The sequence below is a fragment of the Streptomyces sp. NBC_01244 genome (assembly GCF_035987325.1).
GTDB lineage: Bacteria > Actinomycetota > Actinomycetes > Streptomycetales > Streptomycetaceae > Streptomyces.
This window is the reverse complement of the sequence record NZ_CP108488.1, coordinates 2,871,179-2,892,378: the sequence shown is the minus strand read 5'-3', so window position 1 is coordinate 2,892,378 and position 21,200 is coordinate 2,871,179. Positions and strand designations below refer to the sequence as shown.

Annotated in this window: 18 protein-coding genes; 15 read left to right on the top strand and 3 right to left on the bottom strand. The window is 73.1% G+C overall.

The features are described from left to right. The first annotated feature begins 144 nt into the window (after positions 1 to 144). From OG247_RS12805 to OG247_RS12785, 5 genes are all read left to right on the top strand, one after another. Complete coding sequence (locus OG247_RS12805) at positions 145 to 1,176, top strand: C40 family peptidase (RefSeq protein ID WP_327252358.1); 1,032 nt, start codon at positions 145 to 147, stop codon at positions 1,174 to 1,176. A gap of 250 nt (positions 1,177 to 1,426) precedes the next feature. After that, complete coding sequence (locus OG247_RS12800) at positions 1,427 to 2,479, top strand: C40 family peptidase (RefSeq protein ID WP_327252357.1); 1,053 nt, start codon at positions 1,427 to 1,429, stop codon at positions 2,477 to 2,479. 107 nt (positions 2,480 to 2,586) lie between these two features. After that, positions 2,587 to 3,771 (top strand): hypothetical protein, encoded by a 1,185-nt coding sequence (locus OG247_RS12795; RefSeq protein WP_327252356.1) that lies wholly within the window; start codon positions 2,587 to 2,589, stop codon positions 3,769 to 3,771. Between the two features lie 304 nt (positions 3,772 to 4,075). Further along, positions 4,076 to 5,218, top strand: a complete 1,143-nt coding sequence (locus tag OG247_RS12790; RefSeq protein ID WP_327252355.1) for a glycosyltransferase family 4 protein — start codon at positions 4,076 to 4,078, stop codon at positions 5,216 to 5,218. 218 nt (positions 5,219 to 5,436) lie between these two features. Then, positions 5,437 to 7,050, top strand: a complete 1,614-nt coding sequence (locus OG247_RS12785) for a GMC oxidoreductase (protein WP_327252354.1) — start codon at positions 5,437 to 5,439, stop codon at positions 7,048 to 7,050. A gap of 45 nt (positions 7,051 to 7,095) precedes the next feature. Here OG247_RS12785 and OG247_RS12780 read toward each other — a convergent pair whose 3' ends face one another. Further along, positions 7,096 to 8,892 (bottom strand): AMP-dependent synthetase/ligase, encoded by a 1,797-nt coding sequence (locus OG247_RS12780; RefSeq protein WP_327252353.1) that lies wholly within the window; start codon positions 8,890 to 8,892, stop codon positions 7,096 to 7,098. Between the two features lie 228 nt (positions 8,893 to 9,120). On the opposite strand from OG247_RS12780, the gene OG247_RS12775 reads away from it, so the two are divergent. The 6 genes from OG247_RS12775 (at position 9,121) to OG247_RS12750 (ending at position 15,040) form a co-directional block, all read left to right on the top strand. Continuing rightward, positions 9,121 to 9,915, top strand: coding sequence for a metallophosphoesterase family protein (locus OG247_RS12775; protein WP_327252352.1), 795 nt, complete (start codon positions 9,121 to 9,123; stop codon positions 9,913 to 9,915). An 83-nt stretch (positions 9,916 to 9,998) separates the two neighbouring features. Then, the gene (locus tag OG247_RS12770) at positions 9,999 to 10,454 is read left to right on the top strand and encodes an SRPBCC family protein (protein WP_327252351.1); all 456 of its coding nucleotides are present in this window, start codon (positions 9,999 to 10,001) and stop codon (positions 10,452 to 10,454) included. Positions 10,455 to 11,425: 971 nt separating this feature from the next. After that, a complete protein-coding gene (locus OG247_RS12765) occupies positions 11,426 to 12,574 on the top strand; it encodes an ArsA family ATPase (protein WP_327252350.1) in 1,149 nt (382 codons plus the stop codon). Positions 12,575 to 12,695: 121 nt separating this feature from the next. Then, on the top strand, positions 12,696 to 13,205 hold the full coding sequence (locus OG247_RS12760) for a DUF5304 domain-containing protein (protein ID WP_327252349.1): 510 nt from the start codon (positions 12,696 to 12,698) through the stop codon (positions 13,203 to 13,205). Positions 13,206 to 13,266: 61 nt separating this feature from the next. Further along, on the top strand, positions 13,267 to 14,208 hold the full coding sequence (locus OG247_RS12755; protein WP_250743712.1) for an ROK family glucokinase: 942 nt from the start codon (positions 13,267 to 13,269) through the stop codon (positions 14,206 to 14,208). A gap of 79 nt (positions 14,209 to 14,287) precedes the next feature. Then, positions 14,288 to 15,040 carry an endonuclease/exonuclease/phosphatase family protein gene (locus OG247_RS12750; protein WP_327252348.1) on the top strand — a complete coding sequence of 251 codons (753 nt, stop codon included), beginning with the start codon at positions 14,288 to 14,290 and terminating at the stop codon, positions 15,038 to 15,040. A gap of 650 nt (positions 15,041 to 15,690) precedes the next feature. Here the strand turns inward: OG247_RS12750 and OG247_RS12745 are convergent. Together OG247_RS12745 and OG247_RS12740 are read right to left on the bottom strand one after the other, a co-directional pair. After that, positions 15,691 to 16,299 carry a hypothetical protein gene (locus tag OG247_RS12745; protein ID WP_327252347.1) on the bottom strand — a complete coding sequence of 203 codons (609 nt, stop codon included), beginning with the start codon at positions 16,297 to 16,299 and terminating at the stop codon, positions 15,691 to 15,693. After that, on the bottom strand, positions 16,292 to 17,071 hold the full coding sequence (locus tag OG247_RS12740; RefSeq protein WP_327252346.1) for an alpha/beta hydrolase: 780 nt from the start codon (positions 17,069 to 17,071) through the stop codon (positions 16,292 to 16,294). The genes OG247_RS12745 and OG247_RS12740 overlap by 8 nt, the downstream gene beginning before the upstream one ends. A gap of 163 nt (positions 17,072 to 17,234) precedes the next feature. On the opposite strand from OG247_RS12740, the gene OG247_RS12735 reads away from it, so the two are divergent. From OG247_RS12735 to OG247_RS12720, 4 genes are all read left to right on the top strand, one after another. Next, complete coding sequence (locus OG247_RS12735; protein WP_327257447.1) at positions 17,235 to 18,008, top strand: lysophospholipid acyltransferase family protein; 774 nt, start codon at positions 17,235 to 17,237, stop codon at positions 18,006 to 18,008. A gap of 38 nt (positions 18,009 to 18,046) precedes the next feature. Next, on the top strand, positions 18,047 to 19,255 hold the full coding sequence (gene macS, locus OG247_RS12730; RefSeq protein ID WP_327252345.1) for a MacS family sensor histidine kinase: 1,209 nt from the start codon (positions 18,047 to 18,049) through the stop codon (positions 19,253 to 19,255). 77 nt (positions 19,256 to 19,332) lie between these two features. Next, a complete protein-coding gene (locus OG247_RS12725) occupies positions 19,333 to 19,977 on the top strand; it encodes a response regulator transcription factor (RefSeq protein ID WP_327257446.1) in 645 nt (214 codons plus the stop codon). 172 nt (positions 19,978 to 20,149) lie between these two features. Beyond that, complete coding sequence (locus tag OG247_RS12720; RefSeq protein ID WP_327252344.1) at positions 20,150 to 21,178, top strand: 6-phosphofructokinase; 1,029 nt, start codon at positions 20,150 to 20,152, stop codon at positions 21,176 to 21,178. Positions 21,179 to 21,200 lie beyond the last annotated feature (22 nt).

Below are 21,200 nucleotides of genomic sequence, written 5' to 3'. Positions count from 1 at the left end.
TTTGAACTGATCACAGAAGGGTCACTAGGGTCAGTCAAACCTTCGTGCGGTAGTTCACTCATTCGGGGTGGCAGCGAAGGTGTCGCTGAGTTTCTAGGACGGATTGCGTCCTTCGGCGGCTCTAGGAAGAAGGAGATCGCCTTCGTGGCGTCCCACCGTCGACCCAAGCAGCCGACCCGCATGCGCACGACCGTGCTCGGCGTCACCGCGGCAGCCGCCGTGGTCCTCTCGGGGCAGGCCGCTCACGCCGCCCCCGCCAAGCCGAACAAGGACGAGGTCAAGGCGAAGGTCGACGCCCTCTACGAAGAGGCGGAGCAGGCCACCGAGAAGTTCAACGGCGCCCAGGAGCGCCAGGACAAGCTCGAGACCGAGATCGGGCAGCTCCAGGACCAGGTCGCCCGCGGCCAGGCGGACCTCAACGCGCTGCGCGGCACGCTCGGTTCGATGGCCAGCGCCCAGTACCGCAGCGGCGGCATCGACCAGTCCCTCGCGCTCTTCCTCTCGGCCGACCCGGACAACTACCTCGACAAGGCCTCCACCCTGGAGCAGCTGAGCGGTCAGCAGGTCGAAGCGGTCCAGAAGATCCAGGCCAAGCAGCGCACCCTCGCGCAGCAGCGCCAGGAGGCCGCGGGCAAGCTCACCGACCTCGAGGCCACCCGCAAGGAGCTCGGCGAGAAGAAGAAGGCCTCCTCGGACAAGCTCGCCGCGGCCCAGGCCCTCCTCAACACCCTGACCGCCCAGGAGCGGCAGCAGATCAAGGACGACGACTCCCGCGCCAGCCGCGGCGCCGGCGAGCGCGTCCCCGATCTCGGCAACGCGAAGCCCTCCGGCCGGGCCGGCGCCGCCCTCGCGGCCGCCAAGACCAAGATCGGCAGCGCGTACATATCCGGGCACGAAGGGCCCAACTCGTTCGACTGCTCGGGCCTGACCCAATGGGCGTACAAGCAGGCCAACGTGTCGATATCGCGCACCACGTTCACGCAGATCAACGACGGCACCCGGATCGGCAGGAGCCAGCTCCAGCCGGGTGACCTGGTGTTCTTCTACGGCGACCTGCACCACGTCGGCCTGTACGCGGGCGGCAACACGGTGCTGCACGCCTCGAACCCGCGCAGCGGCGTCAAGTACGAATCGATCGACAACATGCCGTTCCAGTTCGGCGTGCGCGTCGGCTGACGCCCCCTCCGCCCAGGACCCGACCGGACGCGCCGTACACCGCCCATCCGGGCGAATTCCGAGGCCCCGCTCCGACCACACGCCCCGCCGGTGACCTGCGTCTCCGACGGGGCGTCACTGTGCGTGCCCACCGGAGGTCGTTGGCCGGTGCCCTCCCGCGCGGCTACTGTCTGCCAGCGCGGAACCCCGGCACACGGCCGTCCACGGAGGGCGGACCCGGGTCCCGCTCAGCAGGAGGGAGCGGTTTCACGTGGCGTCCCATCGCCGGTCCGGGCCCAGCGCCCTCGACCGGAACACCAAGGTCACCGTCCTCACCGCCACGGCGGCGGGAGCGGCGGCTCTCATGTCGGGCGCACCCGCCGGCGCGGCCCCCGGCCTCCCGCAGGAGCCCTCCACGGGCACCCGCGCCCAGGTCGACCGGCTCTTCGAAGAGGCCGAACAGGCCACCGAGCGCTTCAACCAGGCCGGCGAGCGCGCCGGCCGGCTGCGCGCCGAAGTCGACCGGGTCCAGGACGCGGTGGCCCGCGGACAGGACCGCATCAACACCATGCGCGGGGTGCTCGGCGCCTACGCCGGAGCCCAATACCGGGCCGGCGGCATCGACCCCTCCGTCGAGCTGATGCTCTCCGACGACCCGGACGACTACCTCGCCAAGGCCGCCGCCCTCGACCGGCTCTCCGGCCGCCAGGCCCGCCGGCTCGACGAACTGCGCGCCGAGCAGCGCCGGCTCGGCCAGGAACGCCAGGAGGCCTCCCGCAAGCTCTCCGAACTCGACGCCCTGCGCGCCGACGTGGCGAAGGAGAAGCGCGCCGTCACCGCCAAGCTCGCCGCGGCCCGCCGGCTGCTGAACGCGATGCCCACGCAGGAGCGCGCCGACTTCGACCGGGCCTCGCGCTCCGGCGGCCGCCCCGACGCCCTGCCGGAGCTCCCCGACACCGAGGCCTCCGGTCCCTCCTCCGGCCGCGCCGTGACCGCCGTGATGGCGGCCCGGTCCGCCGTCGGACGGCCCTACGTATGGGGTTCCACCGGCCCCTCCGGCTTCGACTGCTCCGGACTGATGGTGTGGTCGTACCGGCAGGCGGGCGTGGCCCTGCCCCGCACCTCGCAGGCGCAGCGGCACGCCGGACGGCGGGTTCCGCTGTCGGAGGCGCGCCCGGGGGACCTGGTGACGTACCGCTCGGACGCCAGCCACGTCGGCATGTACGTCGGCAACGGCCAGGTGGTGCACGCCCCGTACCCGGGGGCGCGCGTGCGGTACGACCCGGTCGGGATGATGCCGGTGTCCTCGGTGACCCGGCCCTAGGGGCTGTCGTCACGCTCCCGTCGTCGCCCGAAGGGCGTGCCAGGCGTCGCGAGGCGGACGGGAGTGTGACGACAGCCCCCCGGCGCTGCGCTGCGTACGATCGGGTGATGCTCCCGGTCCTGGGCCCCACCCTTCGCGGGCGCCCGCGCGCGCTGCCGCTGGTGCTGCTGTGCCTGCTGCTGCTGTGCGTGCCGCTCGCCGGATGCGGGTCCGGGCTCGGCGGGTCCGGGTCCGCCTCCGGCTCCGGGGTCCCTTCGGCGGACCCCGCCGAACGGGACGTCCGGAGGGCCGTCGCCGCCTGGTCGGCGGCCCCGCCCGCGGCCCTCGCGGCGATTCCGCTGGAGGGATGGGCGTACGAGGTCTCCGCGGTCCGGGTGGAAGGCGTACGGGCCTTCGCGCGCGCGGAGCTGCGCTACCGGCTCAGCGGATACGACGCCGCCCCGGCCGGCTCCGCCCGCGAAGTGGAGCTCACCCGGGGCGGCGGCTCCTGGGCGGTGACCGCCGACCGGCCCGCCCCGGGAGCCCTGCCGCAGCTGTGGGACCAGGGCCCGGTGTCCGTGGAGCGCGGGGCGCACGCCCTGGTGCTCGGCGGCTCCGGCCAGAGCTCCGGCTCCCTCTCCGAGATCGCCGCCGAAGCCGACAAGGCGGTGCCCGCGGCGAGCGCGGCCTGGCCGCGGCCGTGGGCGGGCCGGGTGGTGGTGCTGGTCCCCGGCTCGCTGGACGCGATGGCGGCGCTGCTGGGGCGGCCCGCGGACGAGTACCGGGGCCTGGGCGCGGTCACCACCGGGCGGACCGGCGAGGGCCCCGCCCCCGCCGACCGGGTCGTGGTGAACCCGGAGGGGTACGGGCAGCTCACGGCGGAGGGCCGCCAGGTGATCCTGACCCACGAGACCACCCACGTGGCCACCCGGGCTGCGACCACCGCCCGGACCCCGCTCTGGCTCTCCGAGGGCCTCGCGGACTGGGCCGCCTACCGTGACAGCGGCCGCACCCCGGCCGAAGCCGCGCCCTCCCTCGCCCGCGCGGTGCGGCGGGGCGACCTGCCGGGGGAGCTCCCCGCCGCCGGGGCCTTCACCTTCGGCGGGGACGCGGACGCACTGGCGCGGGCCTACGAGGGCTCCTGGCTGGCCTGCCGGCTCATCGCCCGCCGGTGGGGGGACGCGGCACTGGTCTCCCTCTACGAGAAGTCCGGCCGGGAGTCCCTCCCGACGGCGCTGGCGGACACGTTGCACACGGACCCCGCGGGCCTGACGCGAGCGTGGCAGCAGGACCTGACCCGGGAGTTCCGCTAGCCGGCGGACCCGGGGGTGGATCCTGCGGCGCCGTTGCCGGGGGCCAGCCCCCGGACCCCGCTCCTCAAACGCCGGAGGGGCTGATTTCGCCCCGGCGGCGTCGGACACCTCCGGTGGTCGGCGGACACGTCCGGGCCGCCGTCGGCCAAATCCAGCCCCTCCGGCGTTTGAGGAGCGGGGTCCGGGGCGGAGCCCCAGGGGCCTCGGGCGCAGCCCTGCTTCCGCCGGTCCGGGCGGCCCCGCACGCAGCCCCGTACGCCGGTCAGAGCCCCGCAGGGCCCCGCTCCGGTAGGGTCGGCAGGCGATGGACAAGACGCTGATCGTGACCAACGACTTCCCGCCGCGGCCGGGGGGCATCCAGGCCTTCCTGCACAACATGGCGCTGCGCCTGGACCCCGACCGGGTCGTGGTCTACGCCTCCACCTGGAAGCACTCGGCCGAGGCCCGCGCCGCCACCGCCGCCTTCGACGCGGAGCAGCCCTTCCAGGTGGTCCGCGACCGCACGACGATGCTGCTGCCGACCCCCAGGGTCACCCGCCGGGCCGTGGGCCTGCTGCGCGAACACGGCTGCTCGTCGGTGTGGTTCGGCGCGGCGGCCCCGCTGGGCCTGATGGGCCCCGCGCTGCGCCGGGCCGGAGCGCGCCGGATCGTGGCGACCACGCACGGGCACGAGGCGGGCTGGGCGCAGCTCCCGGTGGCGCGCCAACTGCTGCGGCGCATCGGCGAGGGCACGGACACCCTGACCTACCTGGGGGAGTACACCCGTTCGCGGATCGCCCCGGCGCTGACGGACCGGGCGGCGGCGCGGATGACGCAGCTCCCGCCGGGGGTGGACGAGAAGACCTTCCATCCGGGGTCGGGCGGCGCCGAGGTCCGGGCGAGGCTGGGCCTGACGGACCGGCCCGTGGTCGTCTGCGTCTCGCGGCTCGTGCCCCGCAAGGGCCAGGACACGCTGATCGAGGCGATGCCGCGGATCCTGGCGGAGCTGCCGGAGGCCGTCCTGCTGATCGTGGGCGGCGGCCCCTACGAGGCCGACCTGCGGGCCCTGGCCGCCTCGACCGGGGTCGCGGAGTCCGTCGTCTTCACGGGCGCCGTCCCGTGGTCCGAACTGCCCGCCCACTACGGGGCCGGTGACGTCTTCGCGATGCCCTGCCGGACCCGGCGCGGCGGGCTCGACGTGGAGGGCCTCGGCATCGTCTACCTGGAGGCCTCCGCCACCGGCCTGCCGGTGATCGCGGGCGACTCCGGCGGCGCCCCGGACGCCGTGCTGGACGGGGAGACGGGCTGGGTGGTCCGCGGCGGGGCCCCGGCCGAGACCGCCGACCGCGTCGTCGCCCTGCTCCGGGACCCGGCCCTGCGCGCACGCATGGGCGAGCGCGGCCGTGCCTGGGTCGAGGAGAAGTGGCGCTGGGACCTGCTGGCGGAGCGGCTGCGCGAGCTCCTGTAGTCCTGCGCGCCGGGCCCACGGCGCCGGGCCCGGCGCAGGGGGCCCTTTCCGTACGGAGGGGGGATTATCGCCCCCGAGGGCCCGATCGCGGGCAGAGTCGATCAAACCGTACGGGCCCGGGTGGTGCCCGCCTACGGTCGAGCCATGTCTGACTGTTACTCAGAAGCGTGTCAGTGCGGGTTATGGCCGGTTGGGCGGAATCCGCTCATGATGCGGCCATGACACCAAACCTGACACGTCGTCATGTTCTCGGTCTCGGCGCCCTGCAGACCGCGGCGGCCCTCGGCTTCACCCGGATCGGCCTGCAGTCCGCGGCCGCCGCCGAGCCCGCGGCCGCGACGTACGCCCCGGCCATCGTCGTCGGCTCCGGCTACGGATCCGCCGTCGCCGCGCTCCGCCTCGGGCAGGCGGGCGTGCGGACCGTCGTCCTGGAGATGGGCCGGCTCTGGGACACCGCGGGCGCCGACGGGAAGGTCTTCCCCGCCACCTCGGCCCCCGACCAGCGCTCGATGTGGTTCCGCAACCGCACCGAGGCCCCGCTCGCCCAGTTCCTCTGGCTGGACGTGGTCAACCGCAACATCAGCCCGTACCCCGGCGTCCTGGACCGGGTGAACTACGGGGACATGTCGGTGTACGTGGGCCGCGGCGTCGGCGGCGGGTCCCTCGTCAACGGCGGCATGGCGCCCACGCCGAAGCGCTCGTACTTCACCGAGGTCCTGCCCCGGGTCGACGCCGACGAGATGTACGGCACCTACTACCCCCGGGCCCGCGCCATGCTCGGGGTCAACGACATCGACCCGGCCTGGTTCGAGTCCACGGAGTGGTACCGGTTCGCCCGGATCTCCCGCAAGCACGCCCAGAAGACCGGCCTGAAGACCACCTTCGTCCCCAACGTCTACGACTTCGAGTACATGAAGCGCGAGGCCGCCGGGACCGCCACCAGGTCCGCCCTCGCGGGCGAGGTCATCTACGGCAACAACCACGGCAAGAAGAGCGTGGACAAGACCTACCTCGCCGCCGCCCTGGGCACGGGGAACGTCACCATCGAGACCATGCAGCGCGTGGTCGGCGTACGGCAGGACCCGGCCGGCGGCTACGTCCTGACCGTGCAGACCAGCGACCTCACCGGCCGCGTCACCCAGGTCCGCGAACTGGGCTGCAGACAGCTCTTCCTCGGCGCCGGCAGCCTCGGCACCACCGAGATCCTGCTGCGCGCCCGCGAGACGGGCACCCTGCCCGGCCTGAACGACAAGGTGGGCCTCGGCTGGGGCCACAACGGCAACGTCATGACCGCCCGCGCCAACCACCTGTGGGACACCGTCGGCGCCAACCAGGCCACCATGCCCGCCCTCGGCATCGACGACTGGGACAACGCCTCGAACCCGGTCTTCGCCGAGATCGCCCCGCTCCCGATGGGGTTCGAGCACTGGATCTCGATGTACCTGGCCATCACCAAGAACCCGGAGCGCGGGCACTTCACCTACGACGCCGCCAGCGACTCGGCGAAGCTCCAGTGGACCCGGGACCAGAACACCCCGTCCGTGCAGGCCGCCAAACGCCTCTTCGACCGGATCAACCGGGCCAACTTCACCATCTACCGCTACGACCTGTTCGGCGACAACAAGAACTTCGCCGACAACTTCACTTACCACCCGCTGGGCGGCTGCGTCCTCGGGGACGCGACCGACGACTTCGGCCGCGTCCGGGGCTACCAGGGCCTCTACGTCACCGACAGCTCGCTGATCCCCGGATCGCTCGGCGTGAACCCCTTCGTCACCGTCACCGCCCTCGCGGAGCGGAACATGGCGCGGGTCCTCGCCGACCCGCGCTGATCAGCGGCCTCCGGCGACGGGGCGCTAGGCGGCCCCGGGTCGCTTCTAGCCCCGGTAGAGGGCTTCGATCTCGTCCGCGAAGTCCTTCGCCACCACATTCCGCTTCAGCTTCAGCGAAGGCGTGATGTGCCCGGACTCCTCCGTGAACTGGGAGGGCAGAATGCGGAATTTCCGCACCGATTCCGCCTTGGAAACCGCCGCGTTGCCGTCGTCCACGGCCTTCTGGACGGCGGCGATCAGGTCCGCGTCCTCGCGCAGCTCCGCCGCCGTCACACCGGCGGGCTTGCCGTTCTCCGCAGCCCACCGGCCCAGGAACTCCTCGTCGATGGTGACCAGCGCCGCCACGAACGGCCGCGCGTCGCCGACCACCATGCACTCCGCGACCAGGGCGTGCGCCCGGATCCGGTCCTCGATGACCGCGGGCGCCACGTTCTTGCCGCCCGCCGTGACGATGAGCTCCTTCTTGCGCCCGGTGATCGCCAGATAGCCGTCCTCGTCGAGCGTGCCGACGTCGCCGGTGTGGAACCAGCCGTCGGTCAGCGCGTCGGCGGTGGCCGACGGGTTGTTCCAGTACTCCTTGAAGATGTGCTCGCCGTGCAGCAGCACCTCGCCGTCGTCGGCGATGCGCACCACCGAGCCCGGGAGCGGCTGGCCGACCGTACCGATCTTCGTCTTGTCCCACGGGTTGAAGGCCGTGGCCGCGCAGGACTCGGTCAGCCCGTAGCCCTCCAGCACGGTGAAGCCGATGCCGCGGAAGAAGTGGCCGAGCCGCTCGCCCAGCGGGGCCCCGCCGGAGATCGCGTACTCGCCGCGCCCGCCGAGGACCGTGTGCAGCTTGCTGTAGACCAGCTTGGAGAAGACCTTGTGCTTCAGCTTGAGCTTGAGGGACGGCCCGCCCGGCAGGTCCAGTGCACGGCTGTACGCGATCGCGGTCTCGGCCGCCGCGTCGAAGATCTTGCCCTTGCCGTCGGCCTGGGCCTTGGCGCGGGCCGAGTTGTAGACCTTCTCGAAGACGCGCGGCACACCGAGGATCAGCGTGGGCCGGAAGGACTGCAGCTCGTCTGTCAGGTTCTTGATGTCCGGTACGCAGCCCAGCCGGATCGGCGCCAGCACGGCCGCCACCTCCACCAGGCGGCCGAACACGTGCGCAGCCGGCAGGAAGAGCAGCACGGAGCACTCGCCGGTCCGGAAGAGCGGACGCAGCCGGGCCACGATGTTCCCGCACTCGGCGAAGAAGCTGCGGTGGGTCAGCACGCAGCCCTTGGGGCGGCCGGTGGTGCCGGAGGTGTAGACGATGGTGGCCGGGTCGTCGGCGCCCGCGAGCGCGCTGCGCTCGTCGACCTCGGCGTCGGAGATCCCGGCGCCGGCCGCCTTCAGCGTCTCCAGGGCACCCTGCTCGATCTCCCAGACCTCGCGCAGCTCCGGCAGCCGGTCGCGCAGGGCGGCCACGGCCGCGGCGTGCCCGGGGGACTCCACGACGACGGCGACGGCGCCGGAGTCGCCGAGGATCCACTGGATCTGCTCGGGGGAGCTGGTCTCGTACACGGGGACCGTGACGGCGCCCGCGCTCCAGATCGCGAAGTCGATCAGCACCCACTCGTAGCGGGTGCGGGAAATCAGGGCGACCCGGTCGCCGGGCCGGATGCCGGCCGCGATCAGGCCCTTCGCCGCGGTGCGGACCTCGGCGAGGAACTCCGTCGCGGTGACGTCCTGCCACGCGCCGCCGACCTTGCGGGCCATGACGGCGGTGTCGGGATGCTGCGCGGCATTGCGGCGGATGAGATCCGTCAGGTTCCCGTCCGACGGGACCTCGTACAGGGCCGGAAGGCTGAACTCGCGCAAGACTGCTGCTCCTCTGGGCGCCATCGCCACCATGTGGACCGACGCGACGTTACCCACCGGTAGGGGGTTCCGGATAGAGGGAACCGGCCAGATGTTCCCTGCGTCACATGTCGCGGCCGTGTCCTGTCGACAGTAGTCGACCCGGTTTGCGACTCGGAAGTAACCGCAGGTCCGGCCGCCTGACCCGATTCCCTCCCCACGGTGGCCCGGCGCGCCTAGGGTGGCCGCATGGGTGGCTCTATGGGTGGTACGAAGAACCGGACACGGATTCACGTCGTCAGCGACGTCCACGGCAACACCGAGGCGCTCGCGCGGGCCGGGGAAGGCGCCGACGCGCTGATCTGCCTCGGCGACCTCGTCCTCTTCCTCGACTACGCCGACCACTCGCGCGGCATCTTCCCCGACCTCTTCGGCGTCGAGAACGCCCACCACATCGTCGAACTGCGCACCGCCCGCCGTTTCGAGGAGGCCCGGGACTTCGCCCGCGGACTGTGGGCCGGGCTGGACCGGGAACGGCTCGTCGAAGGCGCGGTCCGGCGCCAGTACGCCGAAATGTTCGCCGCCTTCCCCCGGCCGACGTACGCCACGTACGGAAACGTGGACATCCCCGGACTCTGGGCCGAGTACGCCGGTCCCGGCCTCACCGTGCTCGACGGGCAGCGGGTCGAGATCGGGGGCCGGGTCTTCGGCTTCGTCGGGGGCGGACTGCCCTCGCCGATGCGCACCCCCTACGAGGTGCCCGAGGAGGAGTACGCGGCCAAGGTGGAGGCGCTGGGCGAGGTCGACGTGCTGTGCTCCCACATTCCGCCGGAGGTTCCGGAGCTCTGCTACGACACGGTTGCGCGGCGGTTCGAGCGGGGGAGCGGGGCGCTGCTCGCCGCGATCCGCCGGATGAGGCCCCGGTACGCGCTCTTCGGCCACGTCCACCAGCCGCTCGCCCGGCGGATGCGGATCGGCGCCACCGAGTGCGTGAACGTCGGACACTTCGCCGCCACGGGAAGGCCGTGGGCCCTGGAGTGGTGAGGTCTTGACGCGCGATAGCCTTCACGCGGCGGCCCAGTGCCGTCCGCACACTTCCTCGAACTCCCCCCGGAGGAGCGACCGCGATGGCGGAACACACCAGCTCGAGCATCATGATCGAGGCGACCCCTGCCGACGTCATGGCCGTGATCGCCGACTTCGCCCGCTACCCGGAGTGGACCGGCGAGGTGAAGGAGGCCGAGGTCCTGGCGAAGGACGACGCCGGCCGGGCCTCTCTCGTCCGCCTGCTGCTCGACGCGGGCGCGATCAAGGACGACCACACGCTGGCGTACACCTGGCCGGCGGAGAACACGGTCAGCTGGACGCTGGACAAGTCCCAGATGCTGAGGCAGCTCGACGGGTCCTATCAGCTGGCGCCGGTCGCGGGCGGTGCGCGCACCGAGGTGACGTACTCGCTGACCGTCGACGTCAAGATCCCGATGCTCGGCATGATCAAGCGCAAGGCGGAGAAGGTCATCATCGACCGTGCGCTGGCGGGCCTGAAGAAGCGCGTGGAGAGCCACGCCGCCCCGTCCTCTTAACGCGCCGCCCGCCTTCTTGCTGCGGTCCCTCGCACCGCTGCGCGGGCTTCGGTCCGCTGCGCCGGACTCCGTCCGTCGGTGGTGGGTCGGTGGTGCGCCACGGCCGTCCCGGTGCGGGGTCCGGTGGGCGGGTGAGGCTGGGTTGGCCCTGCGGGGCAAGGTCCCCTACCCGCCCTTCGCCCGTTCCCCGGGGCTGCGCCCCGGCCCCCCCGCTCCTCAAGCGCCGGAGGGGCTGGATTTTGGCAGGCGGGACTGCAATTGCCCTCAGGTAATTCCAGCCTGTCGCGCACAGCGCACAGCGCACTGCGCACTGCGTGCCGCGCATGGAGGGAGGCGCACCGCGTACCGCGCGCTGTGTGAGCTGCGCGCACGTCCGAGCCGGGGCCGGCTCAATCCAGCCCCGCCGGCGTTTCAGGCGTGGGGTCTGGGGCGGAGCCCCAGGGGGTCCGGGCGCAGCCCCGGGACCCCCTCCCAGCCCGTCCGGCGCTTGAGGACCGGGCCCCGGGCGGAGCCCGGTGGCATGTCCAGCCCGGCCGGCGTTTGAGGTGCAGGTCCGGGCAGTGCCCGGGGGCACACCCAGCCCCGCCGGCGTTTGAGGCGCGGGTCCGGGCAGCGCCCGGGGAACGGTGGAAGGGCGGGTAGGGGACCTTGCCCCGCGCAGCGGCAAGGGTGCTGCGGGGATTTTGCCCCGCGCAGCGGTAAGGGTCGCTGCGGGGACTTCGCCCGGCGCAGCGGTAAGGGTCGCTGCGGGGATTTCGCCCCGTGCAGCGGCGAGGGGGCTGTGGGGGCTTCGCCCCGCGCAGCGGTGTTCCGTGGGCGGGGCTGCGCGCGTGTCGGCCCGGCGTTGGCCGGAGGGGCGGGGCGGAGGCCCTGGGGGCCGGGCGGGCTCCGGGGGCGTGGCAGGCTGGCGGTGGCCGCCATCAGCCCCGCCGGGGATGCGGGGGCCAGGCACACGCGGAGCTAGGAGCAGCATGCACACCCTTCTCGTCACCGGCCCCGGCGGCGCCGGGCGGAGTACCGTCGCGGCGGCCACCGCACTGGCCGCCGCCCGGCAGGGCCACCGGGTGCTCCTGCTCTGCGCCGGCCCCGCCGACCCGCCCGTCGCCCCGGAAGGCACGCTCAGGGTGGCCCGCGTCGACTCCGGCGAGGAGTTCCGCCAGGAGCTGGTCTCGCTCCAGGAGCGCGGCTCCGCGGTGCTCGGGATGCTCGGCGCCCGCCCCCTGCACGCCGACGAGATCACCGAGCTGCCCGGCGCCGAGCAGTTCGCCCTGCTCCGCGCCCTGCGGCGGGCCGCGGCCGAGCCCGGCACGGACCTCGTGGTGGTCGACCTGCCCCCGCTGCACCAGGCGATCACCACCCTCGCCCTCCCCGCGCAGCTCCGCCGCTACCTCGCCCGGCTGCTCCCCGCGGAGCGCCAGGCGGCCCGCGCCCTGCGCCCCGTACTGGCCCAGCTGGCCGGTGTCCCGATGCCCGCGCAGTGGCTGTACGAGGCCGCCGCCCGCTGGGACGAGGACCTGGCGGCCGTCCAGGACGTCCTGGAGGCCCCGACCACCTCCGTACGGCTGGTGGCCGAACCGGGACCCGCAGCCGACGCCGCGCTGCGCCTGGGCAGGCTCGGGCTCGCCCTGCACCGGCTGCCCGTCTCGGCGCTCGTCGCCAACCGGATGCTGCCCGCCGGATCCCCCGACCCGTGGCTGGCGGGACTCGCCGCCCAGCAGGAGAAGTACGCCGCCCGGTGGGCCGGGAACGAGAGCCTTCCGGTGCTGCCCGTACCCCACCTGGGCCGGGACCCGCACGGCCCCGAGGACCTGGCGGAGCTGGCCCCGGCCCCCGCCCCGGCGATCGCGCCCCGCCCCGCCTGGGCCGTCGAGGACCGGATCGCCGAGGACGGGGTGCTGCTCTGGCGGGTTCCGCTGCCCGGCGCCGAGAAGCGGGAGCTGGGCCTGGTCCGGCGCGGCGACGAGCTTCTCCTCACGGTGGGCCCGTATCGCAGGATCGTTCCGCTCCCCGCCGCACTGCGCCGCTGCACCGTCTCCGGCGCGGCCCTCGCCGACGACGAGCTCCGCATCCGCTTCACCCCGGACCCGGACCTGTGGCCCCGAGGGACCGGGAAGCCGTAGTCGGCGCCGTCGGCGCCGCCGGCGTCCTCGGCGGCCTGGGGGGCGTACCGCCGTTCGGGTAACGTCGGAGGTAGTAGGAGTCCGTACCGCACGCCCAGCCGCCGCCGCAGGAGAGTCCGCCATGAGCGAGGCCACCGACCGCCCCACCGATGCCTCAGCCGGGGACGACGCCTGGGCCGAGGCCTGCGCCGAGGACCTCGCCGCCGAGCGGGAGCGCCGCAGGTCCGAGCAGGGCGCCTCCGCGGGCGCCGGCACCGGGACCGCCGCCGAGGAGCTGTTCAAGCTCTTCGAGGCCGTCGCCGACAAGGTGTCCGACAAGGTCTCCGCGCTGAACAACCCGCTGTTCGGCGTCGCCGCGCAGGGCGCCGTACGGCAGTTCGTCAACCAGGCGAAGAGCGCCGCCAAACCCGTCGTCGAGCGAAACCCCGAGGTCTTCGACCACCTCGCGGCGGCCGGCTCCGAGCTGCTCGCCGCCTACCGCTCCGCGGTCGAGGGCCACGAGCGCCGCTGGACGCGCGACGAACCGGCCCCGGGCCCGGGGAGCGGGACCACCGGCAACGCCGCTGGAAACGCCAAGGACCCCCGTGACGAGGGAGACGGCGGCCCGACGGAGCGGATCGATCTCGACTGAACCCCCTCCTCCCTCGGGTACGGTTGACAGCGGCGGGGTTTGACCGGAAACCGAGGGACTAATGGGACTCACCATCGGCGTCGACATCGGCGGCACGAAGATCGCGGCCGGCGTGGTCGACGAAGACGGCACCATCCTTGAGACGTACAAGGTGCCCACCCCGCCGACCCCGGACGGAGTGACGGACGCGATCTGCGCCGCCGTCTCCGAGGTCAGCGCCAGCCACACCATCGACGCGGTCGGCATCGGCGCCGCCGGATACGTCGACGACAAGCGCGCGACCGTACTCTTCGCGCCCAACATCAACTGGCGGCACGAGCCGCTGAAGGACAAGGTCGAGCAGCGCATCGGCCTGCCCGTGGTCGTCGAGAACGACGCCAACTGCGCCGCCTGGGGCGAGTACCGCTTCGGCGCCGGCCAGGGCCACGAGGACGTCATCTGCATCACGCTCGGCACGGGCCTGGGCGGCGGCATCATCATCGGCAACAAGCTCCGGCGCGGACGCTTCGGCGTGGCCGCCGAGTTCGGCCACATCCGGGTGGTCCCGGACGGCCTGCTGTGCGGCTGCGGCAGCCAGGGCTGCTGGGAGCAGTACGCCTCCGGGCGCGCGCTCGTCCGGTACGCCAAGCAGCGCGCCAACGCCACCCCCGAGAACGCGAAGGCCCTCCTCGCGCTCGGCGACGGCACCCCCGACGGCATCGAGGGCAAGCACATCAGCGAGGCGGCCCGCGCCGGCGACCTGGTGGCCATCGACTCCTTCCGCGAGCTGGCCCGTTGGGCGGGCGCGGGCCTCGCCGACCTGGCCTCGCTCTTCGACCCGTCGGCGTTCATCGTCGGCGGCGGCGTCTCGGACGAGGGCGACCTGGTCCTCGACCCGATCCGCAAGTCCTTCAAGCGCTGGCTGATCGGCGGCGCGTGGCGTCCGCACGCGCAGGTGCTCGCGGCGCAGCTCGGCGGCAAGGCCGGCCTGGTCGGCGCGGCCGACCTGGCGCGCCAGGGCTGAGCCCCGCGGCGACCCGTATCGGCGGACTGCCCGCCGCGCCCTCTGGGGTGCGGCGGGCAGTCTCGTTATGTTGCCTCGTATGGAACTCACCGAGCCGCCGAACTCCCGTACCGAAGCCGATGGTTCCGCCGTGATCCGGGTGCTCTCCTACAACGTCCGCTCGCTGCGCGACGACGAGGACGCGCTGGCGCGAGTGATCCGTGCCTGCGCCCCGGACCTGGTGTGCGTCCAGGAGGCGCCGCGGTTCTTCCGGTGGCGCAAGCACGCGGCGCGGCTGGCCTCGAAGTGTGACCTGGTGGTCCTGTCGGGCGGCGCGACGGCGGCGGGACCGCTGCTCCTGTGTTCCCTACGGGCCTTCGTGGAGCGGACCGAGGACATCCTGCTGCCGTTGACGCCGGGCCGCCACCGGCGGGGCTTCGCCACCGCGGTCGTACGGCTGGGCGGGGTCCGGGTCGGGGTGCTGAGCGCGCACCTGTCGCTGGACGGGGCCGAGCGGCTGGCACAGTCGGAACTGCTCCTGGACCGGCTCGCCGGGATGGACGTGCCGTACGTGATCGCGGCGGGGGACATCAACGAGGGGCCGTCGGGGGCGGCCTTCCGCCGGCTCGCGGGGGCCCTGCAGGACTGCCGGGCGGTGGCGCCGTGGGGTGGGGAGCACACGTGGGTGCGGTCTACGCCGCCGCGGCGCATCGATGCGGTCTTCGCCAGTGCGGGGGTGGAGGTCCTCGGCTGCGGTGTCCCCGAGGGACTGCCCGGAGTCACCTCCGCGGACCTCGCCCGCGCGACGGACCACCTCCCGGTCCTGGCCACCCTCCGGCTGGCACCTTCTTGACGCGCCGGTCGGGGTGCTCGCCACCGCCGTCCCGGCGTGGGTCCGGTGGGCGGGTGCGGGTGGTTCGGCCCTGCGGGGCTGGGTCCCCTACCCGCCCTTCCACCGTTCCCCGGGGCTCGGCCCCGGACCCGTTGCCGGGTGCGGCGCCGTTCCCGGGGGCCGGCCCCCGGACCCCTGCTCCTCAAACGCCGGAGGGGCTGGATTCAGCCGAGGCGGGCTGGATGGCGCGGAGCGCCATTTCAGCCTCGCCGGCGTTTGAGGCGCGGGGTCTGGGGCGGAGCCCCAGGGGGTCCGGGCGCAGCCCGGTACCCCGCTTTCAGCCCGTCCGGCGTTTGAGGACCGGGCCCCGGGCGGAGCCCGGTGGCACACTCAGCCCCGCCGGCGTTTGAGGCGCGGGTCCGGGCAGCGCCCGGGGAACGGTGGAAGGGCGGGTAGGGGACTTCGCCCCGCGCACTTCGCCCCGCGCAGCGGTAAGGGTCGCAGCGGGGACTTCGCCCCGCAGGGCCGACCACCCGCGCTCGCCCACCGGACCCCCACCGGGACGGCGGTGGCGGTAGCCCCGCCCAGCCACCGCCGGACGGAGTCCGGCGCAGCGGCGCGAAGCCCAGGAGGCCCGCCAGGGCCGAGTGGTGCGAGCGGCGCGCAAAAAATCAGACCACTGCGCCCCGACCGGGGTCGTCGTCATCGTCCTCGCCCGTGGACATCCGCGCGACCAGCGTGGCGAAGCCGCCAAGGAAGCCGCCGACGCCCAGCGTCGTCAGCCACCAGGTCATCTCCCACTGGAGCAGCACCGCCAGGAGCAGCAGGACCGGTCCGCCGACCACCGCCAGCCAGGCGAACTTCGACGTCGCGTCCGCCTCCGGCAGCTCCGGCTCCGGGGGGACGAAGTGCCCCTCGTCCTTCGCGGCCTCGGGGGAGTCGTCGGGGTCGGCCAGGGAGTGGTCCCGCGGCCCCGCGCCGCCCACGCCCGGGGCGAACACCACCGAGCTGCCCAGAGCCGCCGACGGCGGTTCCGGGGTGGCCGGGGTGGCCGGGGTGGCGGGAGAAGCCGGGGAGGCCGGGTTCGCCGGGTCGGCCGAAGGCGCCGGCGCGGCCGGTTTGACGTCCTCCTCCGGCAGGAGGAGGTTCTCGATCGGCCGGAACGGTCTCGCGCCCGGCGGGTCCGCGGGCTCCTGGCCGTAGCCGGCCACGATCGCCGCCCACGCCGCTTCCTCGTCCAGCGGGGGAACACCCCCGGAGGACTCCTCGTGCTCAGCCACCGCTGGCCGCCCCCTCCCTGCCCAAGCTCTCCGACAGCCGCCCGACGAACGCGTAGCTGTCCGCGAAGATCTGCTCCGCGTCATGGTCCAACGTCGCGACGTGGTAACTCTGTTCCAGCAGCGTCTCGGTGACGTCCGTGGAGGACACCCGCGCCAGGATCCGCGTCGAGTCCGTCGGCCGCACCACGTGGTCCTGCGGGCTGTGCAGCAGCAGCAGCGGCTGTGTCACCTGCGGCAGTTCGGTGTCCAGCATCTGCAGGAACTTGCGCAGCGAGTGCGCGGCCCGGGTCGGGACCCGGTCGTAGCCGACCTCGTCCGCACCCGGCTTGGCGATGTCACTCGCGATGCCCGGCGTCGACCGGACGAAGTGCTTGACCACCGGCAGGGCCACGGCCAGCGGGTCGTGGATCTTGTTGACCGGGTTGACGAGGACGATCCCGCTGATGGCGTCCCCGTGCTTCGCCGCCAGCCGCAGCGTCAGCGCGCCGCCCATCGACAGGCCGAAGACGAACACCTGCTCGCAGCGCTCCAGCAGCTCCCGCAGCGCGCGGTCCACCTCGGCGTACCAGTCCTGCCAGCCGGTGAGCTGCATGTCCTGCCAGCGAGTGCCGTGCCCGGGGAGCAGGGGCAGCGACACCGTCAGTCCCTGCGCGGCCAGATGGTCGGCCCAGGGCCGCATCGACTGGGGGGAACCGGTGAAGCCGTGGCAGAGGAGGACGCCGACCTTTCCGCCCTCGTGGCGGAACGGCTCGGCTCCAGGGAGGACGGGCACCAGGGTCTCCTTAGAGGGGGGCGTGGGGTGCGTAGCGCTGTGTGACTTCACCGTACGCGACGGGGGTGGCACCGACCAGGGTCGTCGGACGGCTCCGGGGACGACCAGGGGATAAGGTCTGTTCGACAGACACAGGAAGGCTTTCGAGTTGATCTACGGCGCAATGAAGTTCTCGATCGGCGGTTCCCTGAAGCTCGCCTTCAGGCCGTGGGTGGAGGGCCTCGAGAACATTCCCGCAGAGGGGCCGGCGATCCTCGCGAGCAACCACCTGTCCTTCTCCGACTCCTTCTTCCTCCCGGCCGTGCTGGACCGGAAGGTGACCTTCATCGCGAAGGCGGAGTACTTCACCTCCCCGGGCGTCAAGGGCAAGCTGACGGCCGCCTTCTTCAAGGGCGTCGGCCAGCTCCCGGTGGATCGTTCGGGTGCGCGCGGGGCCGGCGAGGCAGCCATCAAGAGCGGCATCGACGTCATCGAGCGCGGAGAGCTGTTCGGTATTTACCCCGAGGGGACGCGTTCACCCGACGGCCGGCTCTACCGTGGCAAGCCGGGTGGTCTGGCCCGGGTGGCGCTGGCCACCGGCGCGCCCGTGATCCCCGTCGCGATGATCGACACGGAGAAGATCCAGCCGCCCGGCAAGGTGGTGCCCAAGCTGATGCGCCCGGGCATCCGGATCGGCAAGCCGCTGGACTTCAGCCGCTACCACGGCATGGACGGGGACCGCTTCATCCTCCGCTCGGTGACCGACGAGGTCATGTACGAGATCATGAAGCTTTCCGGCCAGGAGTACGTCGACATCTACGCGACGGCCGCCAAGCGCCAGATCGCCGACGCGGAGAAGGCCGCCGCCCGGAGCGAGAAGGCCGAGAAGGCCGAGAAGGCGGACGCCGCCGAAAGCACCGCGAAGGCCGACCCGGCCGCCGCGGACAGCGACAAGTAGCAGCACACGGGCGGGACCGCCCGTACGGGGTGGGGGAGATGGCGAAGCGCGAGCGCGTCGTACGCATGTCGGTCGAGCAGCCGCTCTGGCGCGCCCTGACGGCCTATCGGCTGCTCACCATGGTCTACGCGGCGCTGCTGTTCGCCTCGGCCTACAAGCAGTTCGACCGCCCCTGGATCGCGGCCTCCTACCTCGCCTTCCTCGCGGGCTGGACCCTGATCACCCTCCCCAAGGTGGCGAACGCCGCCAGTTGCACCAAGCGGTTCCTGGGGGCCGACCTCACCGTCGCCTGCGTCGGAATCCTGCTCACCCCGCTCGCGGACGCCCAGGCGCGGATCGTGGACGGCGGCCCCACCCTCCCCTCGATTTGGACCGCGGGCTCCGTCCTGGCCTTCGCCATCAAGGGCGGCTGGCGCTGGGCCTGTTTCGCCTCGAGCTTCGTCGCCGCCGCCAACCTCGTCCAGCGCGGCGAGCCCACCCGGGACACCCTGCACAACGTGCTCCTGGTGTGGGTGGCCTCCATCGCCATCGGCTACGTCGTCGAGGTGGCCCGGGCCAGTGAAGCCACCCTGGCCCGCGCCCTGGAGATCGAGGCCGCCACCCGCGAACGCGAACGCCTCGCCCGCGACATCCACGACGGGGTCCTCCAGGTCCTCGCGATGGTCCAGCGGCGCGGTACCGAACTGGGCGGGGAGGCCGCCGAGCTGGGCCGGATGGCGGGGGAGCAGGAGGTCGCGCTGCGCACCCTGGTCTCCAGCGGGCTGGCCCGCCCCTCCCGGATCTCCCGCGACGAGTCACTCGGTGCGATCGTGGCCGCCTTCGAGGTGGAGGAACCCGGCGCCGACGAGGGCGAGCTGGATCTGCGGAGCCTCCTCGCCCCGCACGCCGGCTCGCGGGTGAGCTTCGCCGAACCGGGCACCCCGGTGCCGTTGCCGGTGCCCGCGGCGCGGGAACTTGCCGCGGCGGTCGGGGCCGCCCTCGACAACGTGCGCAAGCACGCGGGCGAGGGGGCCAGCGCCTGGATCCTGGTCGAGGACTGGGGCGACGAGGTGATCGTGACCGTCCGCGACGACGGCCCGGGCATCCCGGCCGGCCGGCTCGACCAGGCCGAGGGCGAGGGCCGGATGGGAGTGGCCCTGTCCATCCGGGGCCGGCTCCGTGACCTCGGCGGCAGCGCCGAGCTGGTGTCCGTCCCGGGGCAGGGCACCGAAGTGGAACTGAAAGTACCGAGGGGGAGCACCAAGTGAACGAGTCGAACGAGTCCAGCGGGCAGAACGGTCAGAGCGGGCCGGGCGGGCAGAACGACCTGGCCGGCATCAAAGTCATGGTCGTGGACGACCATCCGATGTGGCGGGACGCGGTCGCCCGCGACCTGTCCGCCGCCGGCTTCGACCTGGTGGCCACCGCCGGTGACGGACCCGAGGCCGTCCGCCGGGCCCGCGCGGCGGCCCCGCACGTCCTGGTCCTCGACCTCAACCTGCCCGGCATGCCCGGGGTTCAGGTCTGCAAGGAACTGGTCGGCGCCAACCCGGCCCTGAGGGTCCTCGTGCTCTCCGCGAGCGGCGAGCACGCCGACGTCCTGGAAGCGGTGAAGTCCGGCGCGACCGGCTACCTGCTGAAGTCCGCGGGCGCCCAGGAGCTCATCGACGCCGTGCGCCGCACGGCGGCCGGCGACCCCGTCTTCACCCCGGGCCTGGCCGGCCTGGTCCTCGGCGAGTACCGGCGCCTCGCCACCGACCCGGCGCCGGCCGCCTCCGACGAGCCGAGGGCACCGCAGCTCACCGACCGGGAGACCGAGGTGCTGCGGCTGGTGGCCAAGGGGCTCTCGTACAAGCAGATCGCGGAACGGCTGGTCATCTCCCACCGCACCGTGCAGAACCACGTGCAGAACACCCTGGGCAAGCTGCAGTTGCACAACCGGGTGGAGCTCGTCCGGTACGCGATAGAGCGCGGCCTCGACGACGCGTAAGGCGGGCCGGGGGCGCGGCAGCCGCTCGTACGAGTGAACGGGTGTACGCAACGCCCCGCGATTCCGCCGGAATTGACCCTTCCCGGCATCTTGCTGTGACCTGAGTCACCACTAGCGTGACCGTCATGCGGGCCCCGCGGCCTCAGCGGGCCCTGTGGCGAAGGGAAATTCCATGAAGGTCGGAGTGCTGACGGGCGGCGGCGACTGCCCCGGGCTCAACGCGGTGATCCGCAGTGTGGTGCGCAAGGGCGTGCAGGAGTACGCCTACGATTTCGTCGGGTTCAAGGACGGCTGGCGCGGCGCGGTCGAAGGCCGCACCGTCCCCCTCGACATCCCCGCCGTCCGCGGGATCCTGCCGCGCGGCGGGACCATCCTCGGCTCCTCGCGCACCAACCCGTTCAAGCTGGACGACGGCGTCCGCCAGATCAAGGAGAACCTCGCCAAGTACGAGGTCGACGCCCTCGTCGCGATCGGCGGCGAGGACACCCTGGGCGTGGCCGCGAAGCTCTACGAGGAGTACGGCATCCCGTGCGTCGGGGTCCCGAAGACCATCGACAACGACCTGTCGGCCACCGACTACACCTTCGGCTTCGACACCGCCGTCGGCATCGCCACCGAGGCCATCGACCGGCTGCACACCACCGCCGAATCGCACATGCGGGTGCTGGTCGTCGAGGTGATGGGCCGGCACGCCGGCTGGATCGCCCTGCACTCGGGACTCGCGGGCGGCGCCAACGTCATCCTCATCCCGGAGCAGCGCTTCGACGTGGACCAGGTCTGCGCCTGGGTGAACTCCCGGTTCAAGGCGAGCTACGCGCCGATCGTGTGCGTGGCCGAGGGCGCGATGCCCAAGGACGGGGACATGGTGCTGAAGGACGCGACGAAGGACTCCTTCGGGCACGTCCGGCTGTCGGGCGTGGGCGAGTGGCTGGCCAAGGAGATCGAGGCGCGGACCGGCAAGGAGGCCCGTACGACCGTACTCGGGCACGTCCAGCGGGGCGGCACGCCGAGCGCCTTCGACCGGTGGCTGGCCACCCGCTTCGGGCTGCACGCGATCGACGCGGTGCGTGACGGGGACTTCGGGAAGATGGTCGCGCTGAAGGGGACGGACATCGTGCGGGTGCCGATCGCCGAGGCGACGGCGAAGCTGAAGACGGTGGACCCGGCGCTCTACAAGGAGGCCGGAGTGTTCTTCGGCTGAGTCGGGAGCGCGGGCGCGGGCC